This is a genomic window from Streptomyces sp. NPDC034111, from assembly GCF_055575375.1.
On sequence record NZ_JBVIST010000001.1, the window covers coordinates 280,878 to 306,539 of the forward strand.

Consider the following 25,662-nt stretch of genomic DNA (forward strand, 5'->3'; position numbering starts at 1 on the left):
CCGCGGATCAGCCCGCCAGGCAGGACGGGCCGAGCAGCACCTTGAGGTCGCCGAACAGCGACGGGTCGGGAGTGACCCGATGCCGGTCCAGCCGCAGCACGGTGGTCTTACGCGCCCCCAGCAGCTTGATCCGCACCTCCGTGGAGCCTCGGTGGCTGCTCAGCACCTCGCCGAGCTTCTCGACCATCGGCGGGGTGACCTTCACCGTCGGAATCGTGATCGTCACGGGGGCGTTGGTGCCCGCCTCGGAGAGGTCGGGGACCATCATCTCCATCGCGACCAGACGCGGGATGTCCTCGCGCTTGTCGAGCCGGCCCTTGACGAACACCACGGTGTCCTCGACGAGTTGGGTGGACACCAGCTGGTAGGTCGCCGGGAAGAACATGCAGTCGATGGAGCCCGCCAGGTCCTCGACGGTGGCGATGGCCCAGGCATTGCCCTGTTTGGTCATCTTGCGCTGCAGGCCGGAGATGATGCCGCCGATGGTGACGATCGAACCGTCGGAGTAGTCGCCGCCGGTGAGCTGGGCGATGGCGGCGTCGGCCTTGTCGGACAGGACGTGTTCCAGCCCGAAGAGCGGGTGGTCGGAGACGTAGAGACCGAGCATCTCGCGCTCCTGGGCGAGCAGATAGGTCTTGTCCCACTCGACGTCGGAGAACTCCACGTCCAGCCCGAAGCCGGGGCCCTCGGAAGCGCCGTCGCCGGAGTCGCCCAGACCGCCGAAGAGGTCGAACTGCCCCTCGGCCTCCTTGCGCTTGACCTGGACGACGTTGTCGATCATCGGTTCGTAGTGCGCCATCAGCCCCTTGCGGGTGTGGCCCATCTCGTCGAAGGCGCCGGCCTTGATCAGGGATTCGGTGGTGCGCTTGTTGCAGACGACCGCGTCGACCTTGTCGAGGTAGTCGGGGAACGAGGCGTACTTCCCCTTCGCCTTGCGGCAGCGGATGATCGAGTCGACGACGTTCTGGCCGACGTTACGGACCGCGGTGAGGCCGAAGAGGATCACATCGTCGCCCTGGGCGGCGAAGTTCGCCTCGGACTCGTTGACGTTCGGCGGGAGCACCTTGATGCCCATGCGCCGGCACTCGTTCAGATAGACCGCCGACTTGTCCTTGTCGTCGCGCACGGAGGTCAGCAGCGCGGACATGTACTCGGCCGGGTAGTTCGCCTTGAGGTAGGCGGTCCAGTACGTGACCAGGCCGTACGCGGAGGAGTGCGCCTTGTTGAAGGCGTAGCCGGCGAACGGGACCAGGACGTCCCACAGCGCCTGGATGGCCTGGTCGGAGAAGCCGTTCTTCCGCGCGCCCTCCTGGAAGAGAACGAAGTTCTTCGCCAGCTCCTCGGGCTTCTTCTTGCCCATGACGCGACGGAGGATGTCGGCCTCGCCGAGGGAGTACCCGGCGATGATCTGGGCGGCCTTCTGCACCTGCTCCTGATAGACGATCAGGCCGTAGGTGAGGCCCAGGACCTCCTTGAGCGGCTCCTCCAGCTCCGGGTGGATCGGGGTGATCTCCTGGAGGCCGTTCTTGCGCAGCGCGTAGTTGGTGTGCGAGTCCATGCCCATCGGGCCCGGGCGGTACAGGGCCGAGACGGCGGAAATGTCCTCGAAGTTGTCGGGCTTCATCAGCCGCAGCAGCGAACGCATCGGGCCGCCGTCGAACTGGAAGACGCCGAGCGTGTCACCGCGGCAGAGCATTTCGTAGGTCTTGGGGTCGTCCAGCGGGACGGAGAGCAGCTCCAGCTCGATGCCCTTGTTCTGCTTCACCATCTTGACGGCGTCGTCCATGATGGTGAGGTTGCGCAGGCCCAGGAAGTCCATCTTCAGCAGGCCCAGCGACTCGCACTGGGGGTAGTCCCACTGCGTGATGGTCACGCCGTCGGTGTGCCGCGTCCACAGCGGGGCGTGGTCGACGATCGGCTCGCTGGACATGATCACGCCGGCCGCGTGCACACCCATCTGCCGGACCAGGCCCTCGACGCCCTTGGCGGTGTCGATGACCTTCTTCACGTCCGGCTCGTTCTCGTACATCCCCCGGATCTCGCCCGCCTCGCTGTAGCGCGGGTGGCTCGGGTTGGTGATGCCGTCGAGGTCGATGCCCTTGCCGAGGACGTCGGCGGGCATCGCCTTGGTGAGGCGGTCGCCCATCGCGTACGGGTAACCCAGCACACGGGCCGAGTCCTTGATCGCGTTCTTCGCCTTGATCTTGCCGTAGGTGCCGATCATGGCGACCTTGTCCGCGCCGTACTTCTCCGTGACGTAGCGGATCACTTCGACGCGCCTGCGCTCGTCGAAGTCGATGTCGACATCGGGCATCGAGACGCGCTCGGGGTTGAGGAACCGCTCGAAGATCAGCCCGTGCTCGATCGGGTCGAGGTCGGTGATGCCCATCGCGTACGCCACGATCGAACCGGCCGCGGAGCCACGGCCGGGGCCGACCGCGATGCCGTTGTTCTTGGCCCACATGATGAAGTCGGCGACGACGAGGAAGTAGCCGGGGAACCCCATCTGGATGATGACGTCCATCTCGTACTCGGCCTGCTTCTGACGGTCCTCGGGAACGCCGCCCGGGAAGCGGCGCTTCATGCCGACCCGGACCTCCTCCTGGAACCAGGTGACCTCGGTGTAGCCCTCGGGGATCTCGAACTTGGGCATCAGGTCGCGCTTCTCGAACATCCCCGTGGGGTCGATCTGGTCCGCGACCAGGCGGGTGTTGTCGCACCCCTCCTGCCAGGCGTCCGAGGAGTCGATGGCGTACATCTCGTCGGTGGACTTGAGGTAGTAGCCGGTGCCGTCGAAGCGGAAACGGTCCGGGTCGGAGAGGTTCTTGCCGGTCTGGATGCACAGCAGGGCGTCGTGGGCCGTCGACTCGTGCGCGTAGGTGTAGTGCGAGTCGTTGGTGACCAGCGGCGGGATGCCGAGCTCCTTGCCGATCTTCAGCAGGTCGTCGCGGACCCGGCGCTCGATCTCGATGCCGTGGTCCATCAGCTCGAGGAAGTACCGGTCCTTGCCGAAGATGTCCTGGTACTCCCCGGCGGCCTTGCGGGCCTCCTCGTACTGGCCCAGCCGCAGCCGGGTCTGGAGCTCACCGGAGGGGCAGCCGGTGGAGGCGATCAGCCCCTCCGACCACTGCGAGATGGTCTCCTTGTCCATCCGCGGCCACTTCTGGAGCCAGCCCTCCGCGTACGCGTCCGAGGACAGCCGGAAGAGGTTGTGCAGACCGGTCTTGTTCGCCGCCCAGATCGTCTTGTGGGTGTAACCACCCGAACCGGACACGTCATCGCGCTTCTGATGCGGCTGACCCCACTGGATCTTGCGCTTGTTGCGCCGCGACTCCGGCGCCACATACGCCTCGATCCCGATGATCGGGGTGACGCCGGCCTTCTGCGCGGAGTGGAAGAAGTCGTACGCGCCGTGGAGGTTGCCGTGGTCGGACATGGCGATATGGGTCATGCCCATCTCGTTGGCCGCCTTGAACATGTCCGACAGCCGCGCCGCACCGTCCAGCAGCGAGTACTGGGTGTGGACATGCAGGTGCGTGAACGGCGGTTTTGCCACGGCGGAAGACCTCCGGGAAACAGGCGACGACAAGGGGGTGGAACGGTCTAGAAGTCTACGACTCGCCACCGACAATCGCGGTGACTCGGGTGCCCACGGCGGGGCACTCACGAGTAGCCTCGCCCGTTGTCACTGGCAGGCCCGCGATGCGGGTCCGTCATGGCTCTCCGTACCCTTTTCCGCACCTCAGGAGGCATAGCGATGCCGTCCCAGCACGCCCCGGCACAGGACGCCGCACAGCGCGGCGAGGAGATCCTTGCCGTCTTCGACACCGCTTTCGGAGAGCTGCTCGCCGCCGACCCCGCGGCCTTCCGCGTGAAATTCCGGAAGATGGCCGCCTCCGCCTTCGCCTTCTACCGGGGCACGGCCTGCCTGTTCTACCGCGATCTGGAGGCGGCCAGGGACAAGGACGCCGGCCCGTACCTGGACGAGCGGACCGGGCGGGTGTGGATCCACGGCGATCTGCACGCCGAGAACTTCGGCACCTACATGGACGCCACGGGCCGGCTGATCTTCAACGTCAACGACTTCGACGAGGCCTATGTCGGCCCGTTCACCTGGGACCTCAAGCGGTTCGCCGCCTCGGTCGCACTGATCGGCTACGCCAAGGCGCTCAGCGACGAGCAGATCACGGACCTGGTGCGGATCTACGCCGCCGCCTACCGCGAGCGGATCCATGCGCTGGCCTCCGGGGCGAAGGATGACGAGGTGCCGCCCTTCACCCTGGACACCGCCGAGGGCCCGCTGCTGGGCGCGCTGCGCGACGCCCGCTCGCTGACCCGGTTCGGGCTGCTGGACTCCATGACCGAGATCCGCGATTTCGAGCGCCGCTTCGCCGCCGGCGGCGGCAGCGTCGAACTGGACGCCGCGACCCGCTACAAGGTGCTCGCCGCCTTCGACGGCTATCTGGAGACGCTGCCGGAGTCGAGCCTGAACCGTCCGGACTCCTACCGGGTCAAGGACGTGGTCGGCCGGCGCGGTATCGGCATCGGCTCGGCCGGTCTGCCGTCGTACAACATCCTCCTCGAGGGCAACAGCGACGCCCTGGAGAACGATGTGGTGATCTACATGAAGCAGGCGCAGACCCCGGCGGTCTCCCGGCACCTCACCGACCCCGCGGTGCGCGGCTACTTCGAGCACGAGGGCCACCGCACGGTGATCTCCCAGCGCGCCCTCCAGGACCACGCCGACCCGTGGCTGGGCTGGACGGAGATCGAGGAGGGCGGAAGCCGCAAGGGCCAGCTGGTCGCCGAGATCTCGCCGTACGCGGTCGACCTGGACTGGTCGGACATCGACGACCCGGAGGAGATCTCCGCGGTGGTCGCCGACCTGGGGCGGGCGACGGCCACGATGCACGCGGCCGCGGACGACGAGAGCGGCCACTCCCTGGTGCCGTTCTCGACCGAGCGGGCCATCGACGCGGCCCTCGCGGCCGATGAGGACGGGTTCGCCCCGCTGCTGGTGGACTTCGCGCACTCCTACGGCGCCCGGGCGCGGGCCGACCACCAGATCTTCGTGGATCTGTTCCGCAACGGCCGGATCCCGGGCCTGTAAGGGGGCCGCACCGTGGCCCGTATGTACCGGTTTTCCCGGTATGTACGAGTCCGGGCCCCCTTAGGCGCCTCTTATCCCGGCCCATGGCACACTCGGCAGCAATGGACATCTCGGCGGCACATCTGCGGGCACTGCGCGCAGCGCTCTTCACGGCGCTGTGCGTGACGCTGTCCGCGGCCTCCCATGTGCTGCTGTCCCGTATGCCGTTGCCGCCGGCCACCGTCGCCGGGCTCTCGGCCGCCGTCTTCACCGTCGCCTATGCGCTGGCCGGCCGGGAGCGCGGCTTCTGGCGGATCGCGGCGCTGCTGGTCCCCCTGGAGCTCGCCGCCGACCTGGTCTTCAGCATCGGGCAGCACACCTGTTACGGCGGCGCGGGCGGCCCGGTCGCCGGACCGCTGCGCTCCCTCGGGGTGGATCTGCTCTGCGGCGGAAGCCCGGTCGGCGGCCCGTTGACGCGGCTGCCCGAGGATCCCGCCGCGCCCGCCGTGACCTGGCTGCTGCTGCTCGCCACGCATCTGGCCGTCGGGCTGCTGGCGGCCGGCTGGCTGCGGCGCGGCGAGGCCGCGCTGGCCCAGGTGCTGGGCGCGGTGGCCGGCTTCGCCTTCCGCCCGCTGCTGATCGCGGTCGCGGTCATCGCCGCCGGCGCCGCGCCGCGCCGCCCGGCCCCGGCCCCCGTACGGACCGGCCGCCCGGCCCGCCCGGCCCCTCTGCTCGTGCACTGTGTCGTGCGCCGCGGGCCGCCCTGCGCGCTCGCTGCGTAGCCGCCCTCCCACCGGGGGGCCCACGCAGCCCGCGTACGCTCGCGCCCCGCGCGCGTACGCCTGACGACAGCACGCACCCGGCACATCACGTACCACGGATTCCACGGAGCAGGATCAGTCATGAGCAACCGCAACAGCCAGGCCAACAAGCAGGCAGCCCGCGAGCGGCTGCGCGCCGAGCGCGAGCGCCAGAAGAAGAAGGAGCAGCTGCGCCGGCAGCTGACCGTCGGCGGGGCGATCGTCGGTGTCCTGGCGATAGCCGGCGGTATCGGGGTGGCGGTCGCCACCGCGGGCGGCGACTCCGGCGGCGGCAGCGCAGCCGACAGCGCGGGCGGCGACCAGGTGTGGGAGAAGGCGGCGAAGGCCAAGCTGGTCAAGCCCGCCAACGCCTCGGGCGCCAAGGGCACCACCGTCGTCATCGGCAAGCCGGACGCCAAGAACACCCTCAGCCTCTTCGAGGACCCGCGCTGCCCCGGCTGCGCCTCTTTCGAGCAGAAGGTCGGCGCGACCGTCGAGAAGGACATCAAGGACGGCAAGTACAAGGCCGCCTACCACCTGGGCACGTTCCTCGACACCAACCTCAAGGGCACCGGCTCGAAGAACGCGCTGTCCGCGCTGGGCGCCGCGCTCAACGTCAGCCCGGACGCCTTCCTGAAGTACAAGTACGCGCTGTACTCGAAGGAGTACCACCCGGAGGAGACCGGTCCGGACAAGTTCGCCGACGACAGCTACCTGATCAAGGTCGCCGACACCGTCCCGGCGCTCAAGGGCAACGCCGCCTTCCAGAAGGCCGTCAAGACCGGCACCTTCGACCGGTGGGCGCTGGAGATGTCGACCGAGTTCAACTCGCACAAGGAAGTCACCAGCACCCCGACCCTGAAGGTCAACGACACCGTGATCGGCACCGACACCCCCCAGGGCAAGGTGGCGCCGTCGAGCCTGGAGAGCTTCAACTCCCTGGTCGGGCCGCAGCTGAAGAAGTGACCCGGTCCAGGCGCTGCCCCCCGGCCGGCGTGCGGTATGCACGCCGGCCGATGCCAAATCTTGACCCGGCCGCGTGCCGTGCACATGGCAGACTCCCGCCATGCAGGCGAGGGGAGCGCGCCCGGGGGCCCGTCCGGCCGGCGCGCCGGCAGCGGAACTCAGGGCGGTGCGGGCGCTGTTGTTCACCGCGCTGTGCACCACCCTGTCCGCTGCCTCCCATGTCCTGCTCTCACGCGCCCCGCTGCCGCCCGCGACCGTGCTGGCGGTCTGCGCCGGGGTGTTCACCGCGGCCTACGCACTGACCGGCCGGAAGCGCGGCTACCGGTCCTTCGCCACGCTGCTGGTGCCGCTGGAGCTGGCCGCCGACACCGTCTTCACCTCAGGGCAGCACACCTGTTACGGCCAGGCCGGCGGGCCGGTCGCCGGGCCGCTGCGCTCGCTCGGCGTCCATCTGCTGTGCCGGGGCGGCGAGTTGGGCACCCCGCTGGCACGGGCCGCCGCCCACCTGGACACCCCGCTGCCGCCGGCCGTGCCGGCCGCCGCGCCCTGGCTGCTGCTCGCCGCCCATCTCGCGGTCGGCCTGTGCGCCGCCGGCTGGCTGCACCGCGGCGACGCCGCCCTGGACGCCGTGCTGCGCGCGGCCGCGGCCGCCACCGTCCGCCCGCTGCGCACCGCGGCCGCGGTGGCCGGCGCCGCCCTCACCCCGCCCCGCCGGCGGATCCGCCCGCTCCCCCCGCGCCCTGCGGCCCGCCCGCTCCCCCTCCTCGTGCACTGCGTACGGCACCGCGGCCCTCCTCGTACCGCCGCTCTCTGACCCGTTCGTACGAGCAACCAGACCCGTGAGGGGACCCCCCATGAGCAACCGCAACAGCCAGGCCAACAAGCAGGCAGCCCGCGAGCGCATCCGCGCCGAGCGCGAGCGCCAGAAGAAGCAGGAGCGGCTGCGCCGCCAACTCATCGTGGCGGGCGCGGTCGTCGGCGTCCTCGCCCTGGCCGGCGGCATCGGCTTCGCCGTACTGAAGGCCAACGAGCCGACCGGCTGGGAAGCCGCCAAGGAGGCCAAGCAGGTCGCACCGGCGCACACCCAGGGCAAGGACCACACCGAGATCCTGATAGGCGACCCGAAGGCCAAGGAGACCCTGGAGGTCTTCGAGGACGTCCGCTGCCCGGCGTGTGCCGCGTTCGAGCAGAGCAGCGGCACCGCGCTGCTCAAGGACATCGAGGACGGCCGCTACAACGTGCGCTTCACCATGTACACCTTCATCGACGACAACGCGGGCGGCGAGGGCTCGAAGAACGCGCTGAGCGCGCTCGGCGCGGCGCTGAACGTCAGCCCGGAGGCGTTCCTGAAGTACAAGGCGGCGCTGTACTCCACCAAGTACCACCCCGACGAGCGCGAAGACCTGTACGCCAAGGACGCCGAACTGCTCAAGGTCGCCGCGGACGTGCCGGAGCTGAAGAACAACAAGGCGTTCGAGACGGCGGTCAAGAAGGGCACCTACGACCGCTGGACGATGGACATGACCGCGCTCTTCGGCCGCAAGGACGTCAAGGGCACCCCGACGTTCCTGCACGGCGACAAGAAGCTGGTGATGGACCAGATCCCGCAGCGCCAGATGACGCAGGAGCAGTACAACCAGCTCGCCCTGGCCAACTTCAGGAAAATGATCGACAAGGAATTCGGTCCGGCGAAGGGTACGGAAACCGGCAAGGACGGCGGAAAGGGAATTCGCGAGGGCGAAAAGGACCCCTCGGGCGCACACTGAGCGGCAGTTCGGTCACGGGCGGGCGAATTCTGGGAATTCCCGGTCCTCGCCCTCCCGTTGGCCCCCTACCGGCCAGTAGGGTGTGCGGCCGTGACCGATCATGACCAGATCTCTCGCCGCACAGCCGTCACGGCCGTAGCCGCCACCGCCGCACTGCTGCCGTTCGCCGGCGCCGCCTCCGCCCACGCCCAACAGGCCGCGGGCCCAAGCCGGTTCTTCCAGCACGGCGTCGCCTCGGGTGACCCCCTCCCGGACGGCGTCCTGCTGTGGACCCGGATCACCCCGACCCCGTCCGCCACCCCCGGCTCCGGCCGCGGACCTGCCACCAAGGCCGGTTGGGAGGTGGCGAGCGACAAGGAGTTCGCCACCGTCGTCGCCCGGGGCAGCGTGACCACCTCGGCGGCAAGCGACCACACCGTCAAGGCGGATGTCCGCGGCCTACGCCCGGCCACCCACTACTACTACCGCTTCACCGTCGACGGCGAGCACTCCCCCGTCGGCCGCACCCGCACCGCCCCCGCGCACGACGCGGCGGCCGGCAACGTCCGCTTCGGCGTGGTCTCCTGCTCCAACTGGGAGGCCGGCTACTTCTCGCCGTACCGGCATCTGGCCGCCCGTACCGAGCTGGACGCGGTACTGCACCTCGGCGACTACCTCTACGAGTACAAGTCCGGCGAGTTCCCCGACTTCAAGTACGTCGTCCGCCCGCACTCCCCCGCCCACGAGCTGCTCACGCTCGCCGACTACCGCATCCGGCACGGCGTCCACAAGACCGACCCGGACGCCCTGGCCATGCACGCCACCCACCCGGTCATCGCCATCTGGGACGACCACGAGTTCGCCGACAACGCCTGGAAGGGCGGCGCGAACAACCACACACCGGGCGCCGAGGGCTCCTGGTCGGCGCGGATGGCCGCCGCGAAGCAGGCGTACTTCGAGTGGATGCCGGTACGCCCCTCCATCGCCGGCACCACCTACCGCCGGCTGCGCTTCGGCAGCCTCGCCGATCTGCACCTGCTGGACCTGCGCTCGTTCCGCGACGAGCAGGCCAAGCCGGGCAGCGGCGCGGTCGACGACCCCGGCCGGACGCTCACCGGGCGGGCCCAACTGGACTGGCTCAAGGCCGGACTGGAACGCTCGGACGCCGCCTGGCGGCTGGTGGGCACCTCGGTGATGATCTCGCCGGTGGCCTTCGGCGCCATACCGGCGAAGCTGCTCGGCCCGCTCGCGGAGATCCTCGGGATACCCAAGGAGGGCCTGGCGATCAACACCGACCAGTGGGACGGCTACACCGACGACCGGCACGAGCTGCTGAGCCACCTCAGCGACCGCGGCATCGACAACACCGTCTTCCTGACCGGCGACATCCACATGGCCTGGGCCAACGATGTGCCGCTGGAGGCGGCGAGCTACCCCGCCACCCGGTCGGTGGCGACGGAGTTCGTGGTCACCTCCGTCACCTCCGACAACGTGGACGACTTCCTGCACATCGCCCCGCACACCCTCTCGCTGGCCGGCGTCGCCGCCATCCGGGCCGCCAACCGCCATGTGAAGTGGCTGGACATGGACTCGCACGGCTACGGCGTCCTGGACATCACCGCCGAGCGCACGCAGATGGACTACTTCGCCATCTCCGACAAGACCGACCCGAACGCGACCAGCGAGCATCTGCGCTCGTACCGGACCCGGACCGGCAGCCGGCAGGTCGAGCGAGCAGACGGGCCGGTGGCCTAGGGCCTGTCGTCAAACCCCCGCCCGCCCCCGCGGGCTACCGGACGGCTCCGGTACCGGCGTTCACAGGCCGGCCAGGAAGCCCAGCGCCACCTTCCAGGTGCGCTCCGCCGCCTCGGCGTCGTGGTCCGGCAGATCCGGGTCGGTGAAGAGGTGGCCGGCGCCGGCGTAGCGGAAGACCTCTACGTCCGCGCCGGCCCGGCGCATCTGGAGGTACCAGGCGTTCAGCCAGTCATGCGGCTCGTACGGGTCCGGGTCGGCGACGTGCAGCTGCACCGGCAGCTCGTCGACGGCCGCGCCCTCGGCGATGTCCGAGGTACCGTGCAGCAGAAGCAGCCCCCGGGCCTTCTCGTCGCCCAGCGCGAGGGTCTGGGCGACCGAGCCGCCGAAGGAGAAACCGGCGTAGACCAGACCGCGGTCGGAGTACGGCGCGACGGCCGTGATGGCGCGCTTGAGCAACTCCTCCCTGCCGATCTCGTCCTTGATCAGAATGCCGTCCGGCACCGAGTCGGCGGTCCGGCCGTCGAACAGATCCGGGACGATCACCTCGTGTCCCGCGGTACGCAGCCGGTCCGCGGCGGCGTGCACCGCGGGGCGCAGCCCGCACACTGAATGGAACAGCACAATCGTCGAAGGTCCGCTGGTCGGGGACTCGCTGGAGGGCGGCACTGCATCACTTCCCTGGCTCGGCTGGTTGTGACCCCATCGTGCCAGTTACGGTCGCAGGGACCGGGTACCAGCACACCACAGCGCATCTCACCCGAGGAGGTCCCGTGTCCCTGGAGGACGTGCTGCGGCCGGTCGCCGTCATCGGCGGCTCGGTCCTGGTCACACAGGTCCTGGTCTGGCTCGCCGACCGGGCGCTGCGGCGCATCGATGCCGCCCACCCCGAAACCCCGCTCTGGGGTCTGCTGCGCCGCTGCCGCATACCCCTGTGGGCGACGCTGTGCGCGGCCCTGCTGCGCGGCTCGTACGACGAGAGCGGGCTGAAATTCGCCGAGGAGCACGGGGCGGGGATCGGCCGAGCGCTGTCCCTGGTGCTGATAGCCGCCACCGCCTGGCTGGTGGTCCGGGCCGCGGCAGCGATCGTGGAGTCGTCGTACTCCCGCTATGCGGCGAGCGCCCGGGACGCCGCGCGGGTGCGGCGGGTGCGGACCCAGGTCACGCTGATCCAGCGGGTGGTCACGGCGGTGGTGATCGTCGTCGCGGCCGCCTCGATGCTGCTGACGTTCCCGGAGATGCGGGCGGTCGGCACGTCCATGCTGGCGTCGGCCGGGCTGCTGGGCATCGTCGCCGGTATCGCCGCCCAGTCCACCCTCGGCAACCTCTTCGCCGGGCTGCAGATCGCCTTCGGAGACATGGTGCGGATCGGGGACACCGTCGTCGTGGACGGTGAGTGGGGCACCGTCGAGGAGATCACCCTGACGTTCCTGACCGTACGGACCTGGGACGAGCGGCGGATCACCATGCCGGTGTCGTACTTCACCGGCAAACCGTTCGAGAACTGGTCGCGCGGCGGCGCCCAGATGACCGGCACCGTCCTCTTCCACCTCGACCACAGCGCACCGGTGGAGAAGATGCGCCAGCGGCTGCACGAGATCCTTCAGGAGTCCGAGGACTGGGACGGCCGGGCCTGGAGCCTGGTGGTCACCGACACCACCCCGTCCACGATCGTGGTGCGGGCGCTGGTGACCGCCCGGGACGCGGACACCATATGGACGGTGCGCTGCGAGGTCCGCGAGCGGATGGTCGAGTGGCTGCGGACCGAGCACGCCTACGCGCTGCCGCGGATCAGCACCGGGCCCGCGCCGTCGGTGCACGAGGCGGAGGGCCAGGAGCCCTGAGCCACTGTCGGGGGCGCCGGCTCAGGGCGCGCCCCGCAAGCTGCGCATGTCCAGGTGGCGCAGCACCCGGTCCACGACCTCGGGGTCGGCGCCGGGCTCACTGCGGGCCGCCAGCACCTCGTGCCGGGCGGCCGACAGCATCTCGCCCTGGATCCGCTGCACCTTCTTCATCCGGCCGATGCGCTTCTCGAACAGCTCGCGCCGCTCGTCGTCGACGATCTCCGGCGCGATCCGGGCCCCGATGTCGTACGCCCGGCGGGCCAGCTGCTCGCTGACCTCCTCGGGCAGCTCCTCGACTTCCAGGATCTCCTTCAGCCGCCGCTTGGCCGCCTTGATCACCCGGATCGCCAGCTGCCGCTCCAGCGCGTCCACGGCGTCGGCGTCGGCCCGCACCCGCAGCGTGCGCACCAGCCAGGGCAGGGTGAGGCCCTGGACCAGCAGGGTGGAGAGCACCACCGCGAAGGCGATGAAGAGGATCTCGTCACGGGCCGGGAACGCCCCGCCGCCGTCCACGCCGTACGGAATGGCCAGCGCCAGCGCCACCGAGGCCACCCCGCGCATCCCTGACCACCACATGATCAGGGTCTCGCGCCAGCTCATCGGGATGTCCTCGTCGTAGTCGCGGCGCTTGTGCATCCGCTTGGCCAGCCAGGCGGCGGGCAGCAGCCACAGCAGCCGGACGGCGACGACCACCCCGACGACCGCGGCGCCGGCGCCGAGCAGCCCGCCCCAATGGTGCGCGGCGGCCCCCAGGATGGTGTGCAGCTCCAGGCCGATCAGTCCGAAGGCGACACCGGTGACGAGGGTGTCGACGACCTCCCAGAAGGTGTACCCGGCGAGCCTGCCCATCACATCGTCCGGGTCGACCGCGTACTCGGCCAGGAAGAGCGCGCAGGTCAGCACGGCCAGCACCCCGGAGCCCCGGAACTCCTCGGCCAGGACGTAGGCGACGAACGGCACCAGCAGCGTCAGCCCGATCTGGAGCGTCGGGTCGTCGAGCAGCCCCATCAGCTTGTTGGCGACCCAGCCGAGGAGGAGGCCGACCGCTATGGCGACCACCGCGGACAGCACCAGCGAGCCGAGCGCGCCGGGCACCGAGAAGGTGCCGCTGACCGCCGCGGCGAGCGCCACGTGGTAGAGCACGATCGCGGTGACGTCGTTGAAGAGCCCTTCGCCCTCCAGGATCGAGACCATCCTCCGGGGCAGCCCCAGCTTGCCGGCCACGGCGGTCGCGGCGACCGGGTCGGGCGGGGCGACCAGTGCCCCGAGCACCACCGCGGCGGCCGCCGGCATCCCGGGCACCACCGCCTGGGCGACCGCGGCGACCGCGGCCGTGGTGGCGAAGACCAGCGCCACCGCGAGCAGGAAGATCGGCCGGAGGTTGGCGGTGAACTGCCGCCAGGAGGTGCGCTGCACGGCCGCGTAGAGCAGTGGCGGCAGCACCACCGGCAGGATGAGTTCGGGCGGCACCTCGACGTTGGGGACGAACGGCAGCAGCGCCAGGACGGCGCCGGCGAGCGTCATCAGCACCGGCGACGGCAGCCCCAGCCGGTCACCGACCGGCACCATGACCACGGCCCCGAGCAGCAGGACGAACAGCAGAGCAAGCTGGTCCACGTGGCGACGCTCCGGGGTGGTCGGCTTGGCTCACTTCCGCCCCAAGCGTGCCATGACGCTTGTGGTTGCCCGCCGTACGGGCCACGGAACGCCGCATCGGGGCCGAGCTCCCCCGGCGTCACACGTCGGGGCCGAGCTGCCCCGGCGTCAGCTGCTCTCGTCCCGCACGGTGTCGAGGGCGTGCTGGAGGTCGTCGGGGTAGGGGCTCTCGAACTCGGCCCACTGGCCGTCGGAGGGGTGCTCGAAGCCCAGCCGGACCGCGTGCAGCCACTGCCGGCCGACGCCCAGCCGCTTGGCGAGCGTGGGGTCCGCGCCGTACGTCAGATCGCCGACGCAGGGGTGGCGGTGTGCGGCCATGTGGACCCGGATCTGGTGGGTGCGCCCGGTCTCCAGCTTGATGTCGAGCAGGCTGGCCGCGCGGAACGCCTCTATGAGGTCGTAGTGCGTGACCGACGGCTTGCCTTCGGCGGTGACCGCCCACTTGTAGTCGTGCTGCGGGTGCCGCCCGATGGGGGCGTCGATGGTGCCACTCATCGGGTCCGGGTGGCCCTGGACCAGGGCGTGGTAGCGCTTGTCGACCGTCCGCTCGCGGAACTGCTGCTTGAGCAGGGTGTAGGCGCGCTCGGACTTGGCGACCACCATCAGGCCCGAGGTGCCGACGTCGAGGCGGTGCACGATGCCCTGGCGCTCGGCGGCGCCCGAGGTGGAGATGCGGTAGCCGGCCGCGGCCAGCCCGCCGATGACGGTGGTACCGGTCCAGCCGGGGCTCGGGTGCGCGGCCACCCCGACCGGCTTGACGATCACGACGATGTCGTCGTCGTCATGCACGATCTCCATGCCCTCGACGGGCTCGGCGACGATCTCCACGGGCGGCGCGGCCTGCGGCATCTCGACTTCCAGCCAGGCGCCGCCGCGCACCCGCTCGGACTTCATCACCTCGGATCCGTCGACCCGGACCTTTCCGGCAGCGGCGAGTTCGGCCGCCTTCGTCCGGGAAAAGCCGAAAATGCGGGCCAGCGCGGCGTCCACGCGCTCGCCTTCGAGGCCGTCCGGTACGGGCAGGGTGCGGATCTCGGGAATGGTGCTCACCCCACGAGTATGGCAGTTGCGCCATGGTGTCCTGTCCGGCGGCCGGAGCCGTGGCCCGGCCCCTGGACCCGACGGTCCGTCAGTCGCCGCCGGGCCGGTCAGTCCCACCGGACCGGTCAGTCCTTGTGGATCGTCCCGTCGGGGTCGAGCCCCCGGAAGGAGAGGATCACGATCAGGATGCCGCCGCAGACGATCGCGGAGTCGGCGAGGTTGAAGACCGCGAAGTGCGCGGGGGCGATGAAGTCGACCACAGCGCCCTCGAAGATGCCCGGCGAGCGGAAGATCCGGTCGGTGAGGTTGCCGAAGGCACCGCCGAGCAGCAGCCCGAGCGCAAGGGCCCAGGGCAGGCTGTAGAGCTTGCGGGCGATCCGGGCGATGACCACGATCACCACCGCGGCGATGATCGTGAGGAAGATCGTCAGCGCCTCGCCGATGCTGAAGGCGGCGCCTCGGTTGCGGATCACGCTGAACTGGAGCAGCGTCCCGATGACCTGGATGGGCTCATGGTGTTCCAGCTTCTCCACGACGAGGAGCTTGCTGCCCAGGTCGAGCAGGTAGACCAGGAACGCCACCAGCAGCAGGGCGCGGATCCGCCGCTTGCCGCGGCCGGCACCCTGCTCCGGCTGGTCCGGCCCTCCCCCTTCGGACCCCGGGGTGGGATCCGTCCCGGAGCCCGGCTCGGGTTCCGGCGTACCGGTGATGCGCTCCGCCTCTGCCACGTGTGAGTCCCTCAGCCCGTTGTGTCCACGGCCAGGCCGTGCCTGGCTGAACCACGAGAGTACGGCACACACGGACGGGGGCGGGCGGTACGGGTGCCGCCCGCGACGACCCGCCCCTCGGCCCACTCTCAGCGGCGCTCCTGCTTCTGTTTGCACTCCACACACAGCGTGGCCCGTGGGAAGGCCTGCATCCGCGCCTTGCCGATGGGGTTGCCGCAGGTCTCGCACAGCCCGTAAGTGCCCGCGTCCAGCCGGCCCAGGGCCCGCTCGGTCTGGAGGAGCATCTCGCGGGCGTTGGAGGCGAGCGCGAGTTCGTGTTCACGGGTGATGTTCTTGCTGCCGGTGTCGGCCTCGTCGTCACCGGCACCGTCCCCGGAGTCGCGCATCAGCCCGGCGATCGCGTCCTCCGCCGAGGTGATCTCCAGCCGCAGCCGCGCCGCCTCGTCCATCAGCTCGGTGCGCGCCTCGGCGACCTCCGCGGTCGTCCAGGGATCCTCCCCGGGCCGTACGGCAAGCTCGTCCGGTGCCGCGGCCGTCCGGGCCACCGGCACCGCGTCATCGCCGTGCGCATCGGCCGTCGCGGCCACCGTCTTCTTCGCCACCACCGTCTTGGCTCCCGTCTTCTTAGCGGGCACCGCGGCCTTCTTGGCCGGAGCCTTTTTCGCGGTCTTCGCCGCTGTTTTCCTGGCCGTGGGCTTCGCGGCCGTGGTCTTCCTGGACGTGGTCGTGCCGACTGCCGTCTTCCTGGCGGCGGCCTTCTTCGGAGCGGCCTTCTTCGGAGTGTTGTTCTTCGGTGCAGGCTGCTTCGCGACGGCCTCGTCGGCAGGCGTCGTGCTCTTCTCCGCGGCGGTCTTTTTCGCCACCATGGCCGCGACCCCTTCACATATGTGACATTGTTCGCGAATCGTGACGGGAACGATAAATCGCCGCACGGCACGCGGCAACGGGACGCACCGCCCCGTCGGGTCCTGCCACCCGGCCCGGAAGTCCGGTCTGCCTCGGTTGTGCCCCGCTGTCCGCCCGGTAATCCGCCCGGTGGCCGGGGACCCGGCTTCTGGCCATTCGGGTCACGCGGCGCGGACCGGCCGACGGCGCCCGCACCCCGTACGGCGCCGGCGGCGCCCCCTGCCTCCGATATTCGGTCGGCCACTGTCGGCGCGGCCCCGTACACTGGGCCCAGCGACAGGCATTGATGGGACGAGTAGCGTCGTACGCAGCCGGCAGCGACCCGGGGACGGTGGGAGCCCGGGGGCGTGCACGACGTGAAGATCACCCCGGAGTCGCCGGAAGAAAGCTTTGGACAGTGGGCTCCGCCCACGGGCCGCGGGCCACCCAGGGCGAGTAGAACCGGCAGCGCGACCCCAATGAGGGGGCGGTGCAGAGGCACCGCCAAGGAGGGTGGTACCGCGGGAGCGCAGGCTCTCGTCCCTCCGGACGGAGAACGCAGCAGGTGTCCGCCGGAGGAAGCCCCCGATGAGTGAGCAGCCCCAGTACCGCCAGGTACCCGCCCAGGTAGACCTTCCCGCCCTTGAGCACGCGGTGCTCGAGTTCTGGCAGGAACAGAAGGTCTTCGCCCGAACCCTCCAGCACTCCGAGGGCCGGCCCGAGTGGGTCTTCTACGAGGGCCCCCCGACCGCCAACGGCATGCCCGGTGCCCACCACATCGAGGCGCGCGTCTTCAAGGACGTCTTCCCCCGGTTCCGGACGATGCAGGGCTACCACGTCGACCGCAAGGCCGGCTGGGACTGCCACGGCCTCCCGGTCGAGCTGGCCGTGGAGAAGGAGCTGGGCTTCAACGGCAAGAAGGACATCGAGGCGTACGGCATCGCCGAGTTCAACGCCAAGTGCCGCGAGTCGGTCACCCGCCACACCGACGCCTTCGCCGCGCTCACCACGCGCATGGGCTACTGGACCGACCTGGATGCCCCGTACCGCACGATGGACCCCGACTACATCGAGTCGGTGTGGTGGTCGCTGAAGGAGATCTTCACCAAGGGCCTGCTGGTCCAGGACCACCGCGTCGCCCCCTGGTGCCCGCGCTGCGGCACCGGCCTGTCGGACCACGAGCTGGCGCAGGGCTACGAGACCGTCGTCGACCCCTCGGTCTATGTCCGCCTCCCGCTCACCTCCGGCCCGCTCGCCGGCGAGGCGTCCCTCCTCATCTGGACGACGACCCCCTGGACCCTGGTCTCCAACACGGCCGCCGCCGCGCACCCCGACGTGACCTACGTCGTCGCCACCGACGGCACGGACAAGCTGGTCGTCGCCGAGCCGCTGCTGGAGAAGGCGCTCGGCGAGGGCTGGGAGGCCACCGGTCAGTCCTTCACCGGCCGTGAGATGGAGCGCTGGGCCTACGAGCGCCCGTTCTCCCTGGTCGAGCTGGACGGCGCCAACTTCGTCGTCAACGCCGAGTATGTGACGACCGACGACGGTACGGGCCTGGTCCACCAGGCGCCCGCCTTCGGTGAGGACGACCTCAAGACCTGCAAGGCGTACGGCCTCCCGGTCGTCAACCCGGTCCGCCCCGACGGCACGTTCGACGAGGGACTCGCCCTCGTCGGCGGCCAGTTCTTCAAGAAGGCCGACGAGGCCCTGGTCACCGACCTCGACGCCCGCGGCCTGCTGTTCAAGCACATCGCCTACGAGCACAGCTACCCGCACTGCTGGCGCTGCCACACCGCGCTGCTCTACTACGCCCAGCCGTCCTGGTACATCCGCACGACCGCGATCAAGGACGCCCTCCTCCGGGAGAACGAGAACACCAACTGGTTCCCGGAGTCGGTCAAGCACGGCCGCTTCGGCGACTGGCTGAGCAACAACATCGACTGGGCGCTCTCCCGCAACCGCTACTGGGGCACCCCGCTGCCCATCTGGCGCTGCGAGGAGAACCACCTGACCTGCGTCGGCTCGCTCACCGAGCTCACCGAGCTGACCGGCACCGACCAGTCGGGCCTGGACCCGCACCGGCCGTTCATCGACGAGATCACCTTCGGCTGCACCCACGAGGGCTGCTCGCTCACGGCCGTCCGGGTCCCCGAGGTCATCGACGCCTGGTACGACTCGGGCTCGATGCCGTTCGCGCAGTGGGGCTACCCGTACCGCAACAAGGAGCTGTTCGAGAAGCGCTACCCGGCGCAGTTCATCTCCGAGGCCATCGACCAGACCCGCGGCTGGTTCTACACGCTGATGGCCGTCGGCACCCTGGTCTTCGACAAGTCGTCGTACGAGAACGTGGTCTGCCTGGGCCACATCCTCGCCGAGGACGGCCGGAAGATGTCCAAGCACCTGGGCAACATCCTCCAGCCGATCCCGCTCATGGACCAGCACGGCGCCGACGCGGTCCGCTGGTTCATGGCCGCCGGCGGCTCCCCGTGGTCCGCCCGCCGGGTGGGGCACAACACCATCCAGGAAGTCGTCCGCAAGACGCTGCTGACGTACTGGAACACCGTCGCCTTCCAGGCGCTGTACGCCCGTACGTCCAACTGGGCGCCGTCCGCGGCCGACCCGGCCCCGGCCGACCGTCCGCTGCTGGACCGCTGGCTGCTCGGCGAGCTGAACAGCCTGGTCGAGCAGGTCACCGACGCCCTGGAGGCCTTCGACACCCAGCGCGCCGGCAAGCTGCTGTCGGCCTTCGTCGACGACCTCTCCAACTGGTACGTCCGCCGCTCCCGCCGCCGCTTCTGGCAGGGCGACGCGGCCGCGCTGCGCACCCTCCACGAGGTCATCGAGACGGTCACCCGCCTGATGGCGCCGCTGACCCCCTTCATCACCGAGCGGGTCTGGCAGGACCTGGTCGTCCCGGTCACCCCGGACGCCCCGGACTCCGTCCACCTCTCCAGCTGGCCGGTGGCCGACAAGGCGGCCATCGACCCGGCCCTCTCCGCCCAGATGCTGCTGGTCCGCCGCCTGGTCGAGCTGGGCCGGGCCACCCGCGCCGAATCCGGCGTCAAGACCCGCCAGCCGCTGTCCCGTGCACTGGTCGCGGCCCATGGCTTCGCCGGCCTGCCCGAGGACCTGCGCGCCCAGATCACCGAGGAGCTGAACGTCAGCTCGCTGGCCTCCCTCTCGGAGGTGGGCGGCTCGCTCGTCGACACGACGGCGAAGGCCAACTTCCGGGCTCTCGGCAAGCGGTTCGGCAAGGGCGTCCAGGCGGTCGCCAAGGCCGTCGCCGCCGCGGACGCCGCGGCCCTCTCGCTCGCACTGCGCGAGGGCACGGCGAGCGTCGAGGTCGACGGCGAGACCGTCTCGCTCGCCCCCGACGAGGTGATCATCACCGAGACCCCGCGCGAGGGCTGGTCGGTGGCCTCCGACGCGGGCGCCACGGTCGCCCTCGACCTGGAGATCACCCCGGAGCTGCGCCGGGCGGGCCTGGCCCGCGATGCGATCCGGCTGATCCAGGAGGCCCGTAAGAACAGCGGCCTGGATGTGGCGGACCGGATCGCCCTGCGCTGGCAGTCCACGGACGACGAGGTCCGCACCGCGCTGACCGACCACGCCGGACTGATCTCCGACGAGGTGCTCGCCACGGACTTCGCCCCCGGCGAGGCGGACGACACCTTCGGTCCGGCCTTCGCGGACGAGGCACTGGCACTGACGTTCCGCCTCCGTAAGGCGTAATCCCCCAGCCCGCACAAATGCCCCGGCGTCACCCGCGCCGGGGCATTTCGCATTATCTGCATGAGGCCCGGGCGCACCCACACAAAGGGCCGGGCCCCGAGGGAATCCCTCGGGGCCCGGCCCTGATTGCCGACGGTACGCGCTAGGCGGACCTCAGTTGTCGTCCTCGTCGATGAGGAAGCCCCTCATCGGCGACGGGGTCTGCTGCATCGGCGACGGCCCCTGCGGCCGCACCGGAGCCATCGGCTGGGTCATCGCCGGCGACATCTGCTGCTGACCACCGTAGGACGGACCGCTGGACTGACCGGCCATGGAGTGGTTGCCGTTCATCGACTGGCCGCCACCCATGGTGTGGTTGCCGCCCATGGTTCCGGCACCGGCCGACGCCATCGACGGGGACGGCGGCAGCGAAGCGGTCGCCGGGGTCCGCGGCGGGGCCAGCGAGTCGTCCGCCTGGTTCTCCAGCTGACGCAGCTGGCTCTCCAGGTAGGACTTCAGTCGCGTGCGGTACTCGCGCTCGAAGCCGCGCAGGTCCTCGACCTTGCGCTCCAGCGTCGCGCGGGCCGACTCCAGCGAGCCCATCGCCACGCGGTGCTTCTCCTGCGCATCCCGCTCCAGAGCGTCGGCCTTGGCGCGGGCGTCCCGCTCCAGGCCCTCTGCACGGCTGCGCGCCTCGCCGACGATCTTGTTGGCCTCGGAACGGGCCTCCGCGATCGCCTGGTCGGCGGTCTGCTGTGCCAGCGACAGCACGCGGGCCGCGCTGTCACCGCCCGGGCCGCCCTGCTGGCCGCCGGGGCCGGGCAGCTGGGGTCCACCGGGGCCGCCCATCGGGCCACCCATGGGACCGCCGGGACCCATCGGACCGGGGCCGTGCGGGCCCTGCGGGCCGTGGCCACCGGGACCAGGAGGCAGCTGCGGTGCACCACCGGGCAGTTGGGGCGGGCCACCCATCCCCTGCTGCTGCGGCGGGACCGGCTGCGGACCGGATATGGCGGCGGGCACGGGAGCCCCGGGCCTCTGCTGCTGCTCCTGCTGCTGGTCCGGTCCCTTGCGCAGACCCTGCTGCTGCTGATTCTGCGCCGCGGCGCGGGTGGCAGCGGCCAGCTTGGCGCGCAGGTCCTCGTTCTCCCGCAGAAGCCGGGTCAGTTCGGCTTCGACCTCATCGAGGAAGGCATCGACCTCGTCCTCGTCATAGCCTTCTCGGAGGCGGACGGTCGTGAACTGCTTGTTCCGCACGTCCTCGGGGGTCAACGGCATCTCTACTTCACCTCAACGTAGTCGTCGGCAATCGGCAAGACCGTATCGTTCACACCAACAACACCGACCTCACGACGGTGATCAGGATGTAGACGATGATCATCAATACGAAGAAGGACAGATCGAGCGCCACGCCCCCGAGACGCAGCGGCGGAATGACCCGCCGCAGAAGCTTGAGTGGCGGATCAGTGACAGTGTAGGCGGCCTCAAGAACGACCACCATCGCCTTGCCGGGTTGCCATGAACGGGCGAATTGGAACACATAGTCCATCACCAGCCGGAAGATCAACACGATCAGGAAGCAGTACAGCGCGATATAGATCACCTGACCAGCGACACTCATCTCGCGCGTCCCTCTCCCCTTGCTCCTGTGTCGGCCTTACGGCCCTGGTGTGCCCGGTGTTGCGTCTCAGCTCTGGTTGAAGAACCCGCCCTCTGCGATTCGGGCCTTGTCCTCCGCCGTGACATCGACGTTAGCAGGCGACAACAGGAACACCTTCTGCGTCACCCGCTCGATGCTCCCGTGAAGACCAAACACCAAACCGGCCGCAAAGTCGACAAGTCGCTTCGCATCTGTGTCATCCATCTCCGTGAGATTCATGATCACCGGAGTGCCCTCACGGAAGTGTTCCCCGATGGTACGGGCTTCGTTGTAGGTCCGGGGGTGCAGCGTGGTGATGCGGTAGGGCTCCCGCTCGGACACAACCTTGGGCATGATCACCGGTGCGTTCTTCTCCAGATTTGGGCGTTCGGGTGTGATGGATGCCACGGGGGCGATTCGGGCGGGTCGTCCGCTTTCCGCGGTGAGCGGGGCCGGTTCACGTTGCGCAGGGGGTGTCACGGCACGGACAGGTTCGTCCCGTTCTGGCCGTGTTTCGGGCTGCACTTGGTGCTGTTGCCGCCGTCCCCGATCAGGCTCCGGGTCAAGCTCGGGCTCGAACTCGTCGTCGGGGTCGAACCCCCGGCCGTCGTACCCATCGTCCTCCACGAGGCCGAGGTAGACCGCCATCTTGCGCATCGCGCCGGCCATTCTCTGCGTCCTCCGCTCTGTGGTGGATCGGCTCCGTCACCAGGGGCCTTGGATCCACGCGGGCCTCCCGCTTTCTGCGGGAATGACCATATTTTGTGCTGTGGTCCGACTTGCTTGGCGACGTTACCCGAGCCGTGGTCGGACTCCGAGTACCGCAGTGCCGACGCGCACATGTGTCGCTCCGGCCGCCACGGCGTCCTCAAGGTCCGCACTCATGCCTGCTGACACCATGTTGGCAGCAGGATGGGTGGCGCGCAGGTCGGTTGAGATTTCCATGAGCCGCTCGAATGCGGCCAGTTGGCGACCGGCGTACGGCCCGGCCAGCGGCGCGACCATCATCACACCGTCCAGCCGCAGCCCTTGTGCCCCGGCGATCGCCTCCGCGAGGGCCGGCACGCCGTCCGGCGCCACCCCACCGCGCTCCCCGCGCTGGGCAGCCTCGGCGTCAAGTGCCACCTGGATCAGGCAACCCAGCTCGCGCTCGGCGCGCACCGCCTCCTTGGAGAGTGCGGTGACGAGCCTGGACCGGTCGATCGACTGAACAATCCCGGCATAACCGGCCACAGAGCGCACCTTGTTGGTCTGTAGTTGCCCAACGAAGTGCCAAGTAAGGGGCAAATCAGCGCATTCCGCGGCCTTGGGTGCCGCCTCCTGATCGCGGTTCTCCGCGACCTGGCGCACCCCCAGCTCCGCGAGCAGACGGACATCGCTCGCGGGGTAGGTCTTGGTGACCACGATCAGGGTCACTTCTTCGCGCGGTCGGCCGGCCTTGACGCAGGCAGCGGAGATACGATTTTCCACCCGCTCCAGGTTCTCGGCCAGCTGAGTTCTCCGGTCGTCCATCACCGCTCGGCCTCCCCCGGCCCCCGGCCGGGGTCGTCCCCGAGCCATACGTAGCTCGCGAGCCGCCCGGTCGTGCGGTCGCGCCGATAAGAGAAGTGGTCCGCGGACTCCCGGGTGCAGATGTGGGAATCCTCACGCAACGGCACGCCCGCCGCGGCGAGTTGGGCCCGTACCCCCGCGGTGACATCCACCGCCGGCGTGCCCCAGCTCGTCGTCGCATGCGCCTCGGGCACCACCGCGGCGACCTCGGAGCGCATGGCCTCGGGCACCTCGTAACACCGTCCGCAGATCGCGGGCCCTGTGCGGGCGAGGATCCGGGACGGCTCCGCCCCCAGCTTCGCCATCGCCTCGACGACCGCCGGCACCACTCCGGCGACCAGACCCGGCCGCCCGGCGTGCGCGGCCCCCGCGATCCCGGCGACCGGGTCGGCCAGCAGGACCGGGGTGCAGTCCGCGGTCAGTACGGCGAGCGCAAGGCCCCGGCGTGCCGTCACCACCGCGTCCACACACGGGATGTCCGCATTGCGCCAGGGTCCGTCGACCACCGCGACGTCCCGGCCGTGGACCTGGTTCATCCAGACCACCGCGGCCGGGTCGAGCCCGAGTTCCGCTGCCGCGAGCGCACGGTTGGTCCGTACCGCCTCCGGGTCGTCGCCGACCGCGCCGCCCAGGTTGAGCTGCTCATACGGAGCGGCGCTCACCCCGCCCCACCTGTCGGTGAAGGCGAAGTGCGCGCCGCTCTCGTGGTGCTGTTGCCCTATCACTTCGGTGCTTCGGTCACTTCAGGAAGTCGGGAACGTCCAGTTCCTCGGCCGCGGAGTCGGAGTACGACGGACGGGCCGGGGGAACCTGCGGAGTGCTCGACGGGGACGAAGTGGCCTCGCCCAGCGAGGAGGAGGACTCGGCGGGCGCCGGCTCCTCGTCCCGTGCGGGCACCGAACCCAGACCGCCGAACGACGAGGACGTCCGCGGCTCCGGCGGAGCGGCCGGACGGCTCGGGGCCGGCGCCGGCTCCTCGCGCTTCGGGGCCGACAGTGCGGACTGCGCATCGCGGCGGGCCGGCGGCTGACCGCCGTCGAAGCCCGCGGCGATGACCGTCACCCGCACCTCGTCGCCCAGCGCGTCGTCGATGACCGCGCCGAAGATGATGTTGGCTTCCGGGTGTGCCGCCTCGCTGACCAGCTGCGCGGCCTCGTTGATCTCGAAGAGACCGAGGTCCGAGCCGCCGGAGATGGAGAGCAGGACGCCGCGGGCGCCGTCGATGGACGCCTCCAGGAGCGGCGAGGAGATCGCCATCTCCGCGGCGGCCACCGCGCGGTCGTCGCCGCGCGCCGAGCCGATGCCCATGAGGGCCGAGCCGGCCTCCGACATCACGGACTTGACGTCGGCGAAGTCGAGGTTGATCAGACCCGGGGTGGTGATCAGGTCGGTGATGCCCTGGACACCCGACAGCAGTACCTGGTCCGCGGACTTGAACGCGTCGAGCACGCTCACCTGGCGGTCCGAGATGGACAGCAGTCGGTCGTTGGGGATCACGATGAGGGTGTCGACCTCTTCGCGCAGCTGGGCGATGCCGTCCTCGGCCTGGTTGGCACGACGGCGGCCCTCGAAGGTGAACGGCCGGGTGACCACACCGATCGTCAGGGCGCCCAGCGAGCGCGCGATGTTGGCGACGACGGGTGCGCCACCGGTGCCGGTGCCGCCGCCCTCACCCGCGGTCACGAAGACCATGTCGGCCCCCTTGAGGACCTCCTCGATCTCCTCGCGGTGGTCCTCGGCCGCCTTGCGACCCACATCCGGGTTGGCGCCGGCGCCGAGGCCGCGGGTCATTTCGCGGCCGACGTCGAGCTTGACGTCGGCGTCGCTCATCAGCAGCGCCTGCGCATCGGTGTTGATCGCGATGAACTCGACGCCCTTGAGCCCGACCTCGATCATCCGGTTGATGGCGTTCACGCCACCGCCGCCGATGCCGACGACCTTGATGACTGCGAGGTAGTTCTGCGGTGCTGCCACGTCGAAGGCCTCTCGCCTCGAGTTACGTGTCGTCGCCGCACTTGCGAGTGGACGCCGACTGATGCCGATGGGACGGTCCGTAGTGCCGACCCGAACCCTAACGTTGAAGTTTAGGGTTACCTGTGCCTGTGTTCCTTGGTTCCATAGTCCCTTTGGAACGAGACACTAAGTCGACAAGACGCGCGTGTTCAACGAACACGCCGAACCTCCCGTTTTTCTTTTCACCCTATGTGATCACCCATAGTCGTAGCCATCCAGGGTGCTGGCCTGCGGCTACGGAC

At 70.0% G+C, this 25,662-nt stretch carries 20 protein-coding genes; 8 read left to right on the forward strand and 12 right to left on the reverse strand.

All coding sequences use genetic code 11. The features are described from left to right. Positions 1 to 7: 7 nt before the first annotated feature. Positions 8 to 3,556 carry a DNA polymerase III subunit alpha gene (gene dnaE / locus ACZ55A_RS01285; protein WP_468831317.1) on the reverse strand — a complete coding sequence of 1,183 codons (3,549 nt, stop codon included), beginning with the start codon at positions 3,554 to 3,556 and terminating at the stop codon, positions 8 to 10. A gap of 201 nt (positions 3,557 to 3,757) precedes the next feature. Between dnaE and ACZ55A_RS01290 the strand changes: the two genes are divergently transcribed. The 6 genes from ACZ55A_RS01290 to ACZ55A_RS01315 all read left to right on the forward strand — a co-directional run bounded on the left by ACZ55A_RS01290 (position 3,758) and on the right by ACZ55A_RS01315 (position 10,355). After that, on the forward strand, positions 3,758 to 5,110 hold the full coding sequence (locus ACZ55A_RS01290; protein WP_468831320.1) for a DUF2252 domain-containing protein: 1,353 nt from the start codon (positions 3,758 to 3,760) through the stop codon (positions 5,108 to 5,110). Between the two features lie 101 nt (positions 5,111 to 5,211). Further along, positions 5,212 to 5,871 carry a hypothetical protein gene (locus ACZ55A_RS01295; protein ID WP_468831323.1) on the forward strand — a complete coding sequence of 220 codons (660 nt, stop codon included), beginning with the start codon at positions 5,212 to 5,214 and terminating at the stop codon, positions 5,869 to 5,871. Positions 5,872 to 5,991: 120 nt separating this feature from the next. After that, positions 5,992 to 6,855 (forward strand): thioredoxin domain-containing protein, encoded by an 864-nt coding sequence (locus tag ACZ55A_RS01300; RefSeq protein WP_468831326.1) that lies wholly within the window; start codon positions 5,992 to 5,994, stop codon positions 6,853 to 6,855. A gap of 100 nt (positions 6,856 to 6,955) precedes the next feature. Continuing rightward, on the forward strand, positions 6,956 to 7,669 hold the full coding sequence (locus ACZ55A_RS01305) for a hypothetical protein (RefSeq protein WP_468831329.1): 714 nt from the start codon (positions 6,956 to 6,958) through the stop codon (positions 7,667 to 7,669). A 40-nt stretch (positions 7,670 to 7,709) separates the two neighbouring features. After that, positions 7,710 to 8,621: a thioredoxin domain-containing protein gene (locus ACZ55A_RS01310; protein WP_468831332.1), complete on the forward strand. Its 912-nt coding sequence runs from the start codon at positions 7,710 to 7,712 to the stop codon at positions 8,619 to 8,621. Positions 8,622 to 8,711: 90 nt separating this feature from the next. Next, entirely contained in the window at positions 8,712 to 10,355 is a 1,644-nt protein-coding gene (locus ACZ55A_RS01315; RefSeq protein ID WP_468831335.1) for an alkaline phosphatase D family protein, read from the forward strand. Between the two features lie 60 nt (positions 10,356 to 10,415). Here the strand turns inward: ACZ55A_RS01315 and ACZ55A_RS01320 are convergent, their stop codons facing one another. Further along, the gene (locus ACZ55A_RS01320) at positions 10,416 to 11,021 is read right to left on the reverse strand and encodes a dienelactone hydrolase family protein (RefSeq protein ID WP_468831338.1); all 606 of its coding nucleotides are present in this window, start codon (positions 11,019 to 11,021) and stop codon (positions 10,416 to 10,418) included. A 110-nt stretch (positions 11,022 to 11,131) separates the two neighbouring features. Between ACZ55A_RS01320 and ACZ55A_RS01325 the strand changes: the two genes are divergently transcribed. Next, positions 11,132 to 12,196 carry a mechanosensitive ion channel family protein gene (locus ACZ55A_RS01325; RefSeq protein WP_468834512.1) on the forward strand — a complete coding sequence of 355 codons (1,065 nt, stop codon included), beginning with the start codon at positions 11,132 to 11,134 and terminating at the stop codon, positions 12,194 to 12,196. A 21-nt stretch (positions 12,197 to 12,217) separates the two neighbouring features. Here ACZ55A_RS01325 and ACZ55A_RS01330 read toward each other — a convergent pair whose 3' ends face one another. From ACZ55A_RS01330 to ACZ55A_RS01345, 4 genes are all read right to left on the reverse strand, one after another. Next, positions 12,218 to 13,813, reverse strand: coding sequence for a Na+/H+ antiporter (locus ACZ55A_RS01330; RefSeq protein WP_468831341.1), 1,596 nt, complete (start codon positions 13,811 to 13,813; stop codon positions 12,218 to 12,220). Between the two features lie 147 nt (positions 13,814 to 13,960). Beyond that, positions 13,961 to 14,902 carry an RluA family pseudouridine synthase gene (locus tag ACZ55A_RS01335; RefSeq protein WP_468831344.1) on the reverse strand — a complete coding sequence of 314 codons (942 nt, stop codon included), beginning with the start codon at positions 14,900 to 14,902 and terminating at the stop codon, positions 13,961 to 13,963. Between the two features lie 116 nt (positions 14,903 to 15,018). Continuing rightward, complete coding sequence (gene lspA / locus ACZ55A_RS01340; RefSeq protein WP_468831347.1) at positions 15,019 to 15,621, reverse strand: signal peptidase II; 603 nt, start codon at positions 15,619 to 15,621, stop codon at positions 15,019 to 15,021. Between the two features lie 128 nt (positions 15,622 to 15,749). Continuing rightward, positions 15,750 to 16,487, reverse strand: coding sequence for a TraR/DksA family transcriptional regulator (locus tag ACZ55A_RS01345; protein ID WP_468831350.1), 738 nt, complete (start codon positions 16,485 to 16,487; stop codon positions 15,750 to 15,752). 607 nt (positions 16,488 to 17,094) lie between these two features. Between ACZ55A_RS01345 and ileS the strand changes: the two genes are divergently transcribed. Continuing rightward, entirely contained in the window at positions 17,095 to 20,238 is a 3,144-nt protein-coding gene (ileS, locus tag ACZ55A_RS01350) for an isoleucine--tRNA ligase (RefSeq protein ID WP_468831353.1), read from the forward strand. 153 nt (positions 20,239 to 20,391) lie between these two features. On the opposite strand, the gene ACZ55A_RS01355 is transcribed toward ileS, so the two are convergent. From ACZ55A_RS01355 to ftsZ, 6 genes are all read right to left on the reverse strand, one after another. Next, positions 20,392 to 21,495, reverse strand: a complete 1,104-nt coding sequence (locus ACZ55A_RS01355; RefSeq protein ID WP_468831356.1) for a DivIVA domain-containing protein — start codon at positions 21,493 to 21,495, stop codon at positions 20,392 to 20,394. Positions 21,496 to 21,544: 49 nt separating this feature from the next. Then, entirely contained in the window at positions 21,545 to 21,838 is a 294-nt protein-coding gene (locus ACZ55A_RS01360; protein ID WP_360941721.1) for a YggT family protein, read from the reverse strand. A 66-nt stretch (positions 21,839 to 21,904) separates the two neighbouring features. Further along, on the reverse strand, positions 21,905 to 22,525 hold the full coding sequence (locus ACZ55A_RS01365) for a cell division protein SepF (RefSeq protein ID WP_468831359.1): 621 nt from the start codon (positions 22,523 to 22,525) through the stop codon (positions 21,905 to 21,907). 123 nt (positions 22,526 to 22,648) lie between these two features. Beyond that, entirely contained in the window at positions 22,649 to 23,368 is a 720-nt protein-coding gene (locus tag ACZ55A_RS01370) for a YggS family pyridoxal phosphate-dependent enzyme (protein ID WP_468831362.1), read from the reverse strand. Next, positions 23,368 to 24,132: a peptidoglycan editing factor PgeF gene (gene pgeF, locus ACZ55A_RS01375; RefSeq protein WP_468831365.1), complete on the reverse strand. Its 765-nt coding sequence runs from the start codon at positions 24,130 to 24,132 to the stop codon at positions 23,368 to 23,370. Before pgeF ends, ACZ55A_RS01370 begins: the two co-directional genes overlap by 1 nt. Before the next feature lie 13 nt (positions 24,133 to 24,145). Beyond that, entirely contained in the window at positions 24,146 to 25,381 is a 1,236-nt protein-coding gene (ftsZ, locus tag ACZ55A_RS01380; RefSeq protein ID WP_468831368.1) for a cell division protein FtsZ, read from the reverse strand. Positions 25,382 to 25,662: the final 281 nt, after the last annotated feature.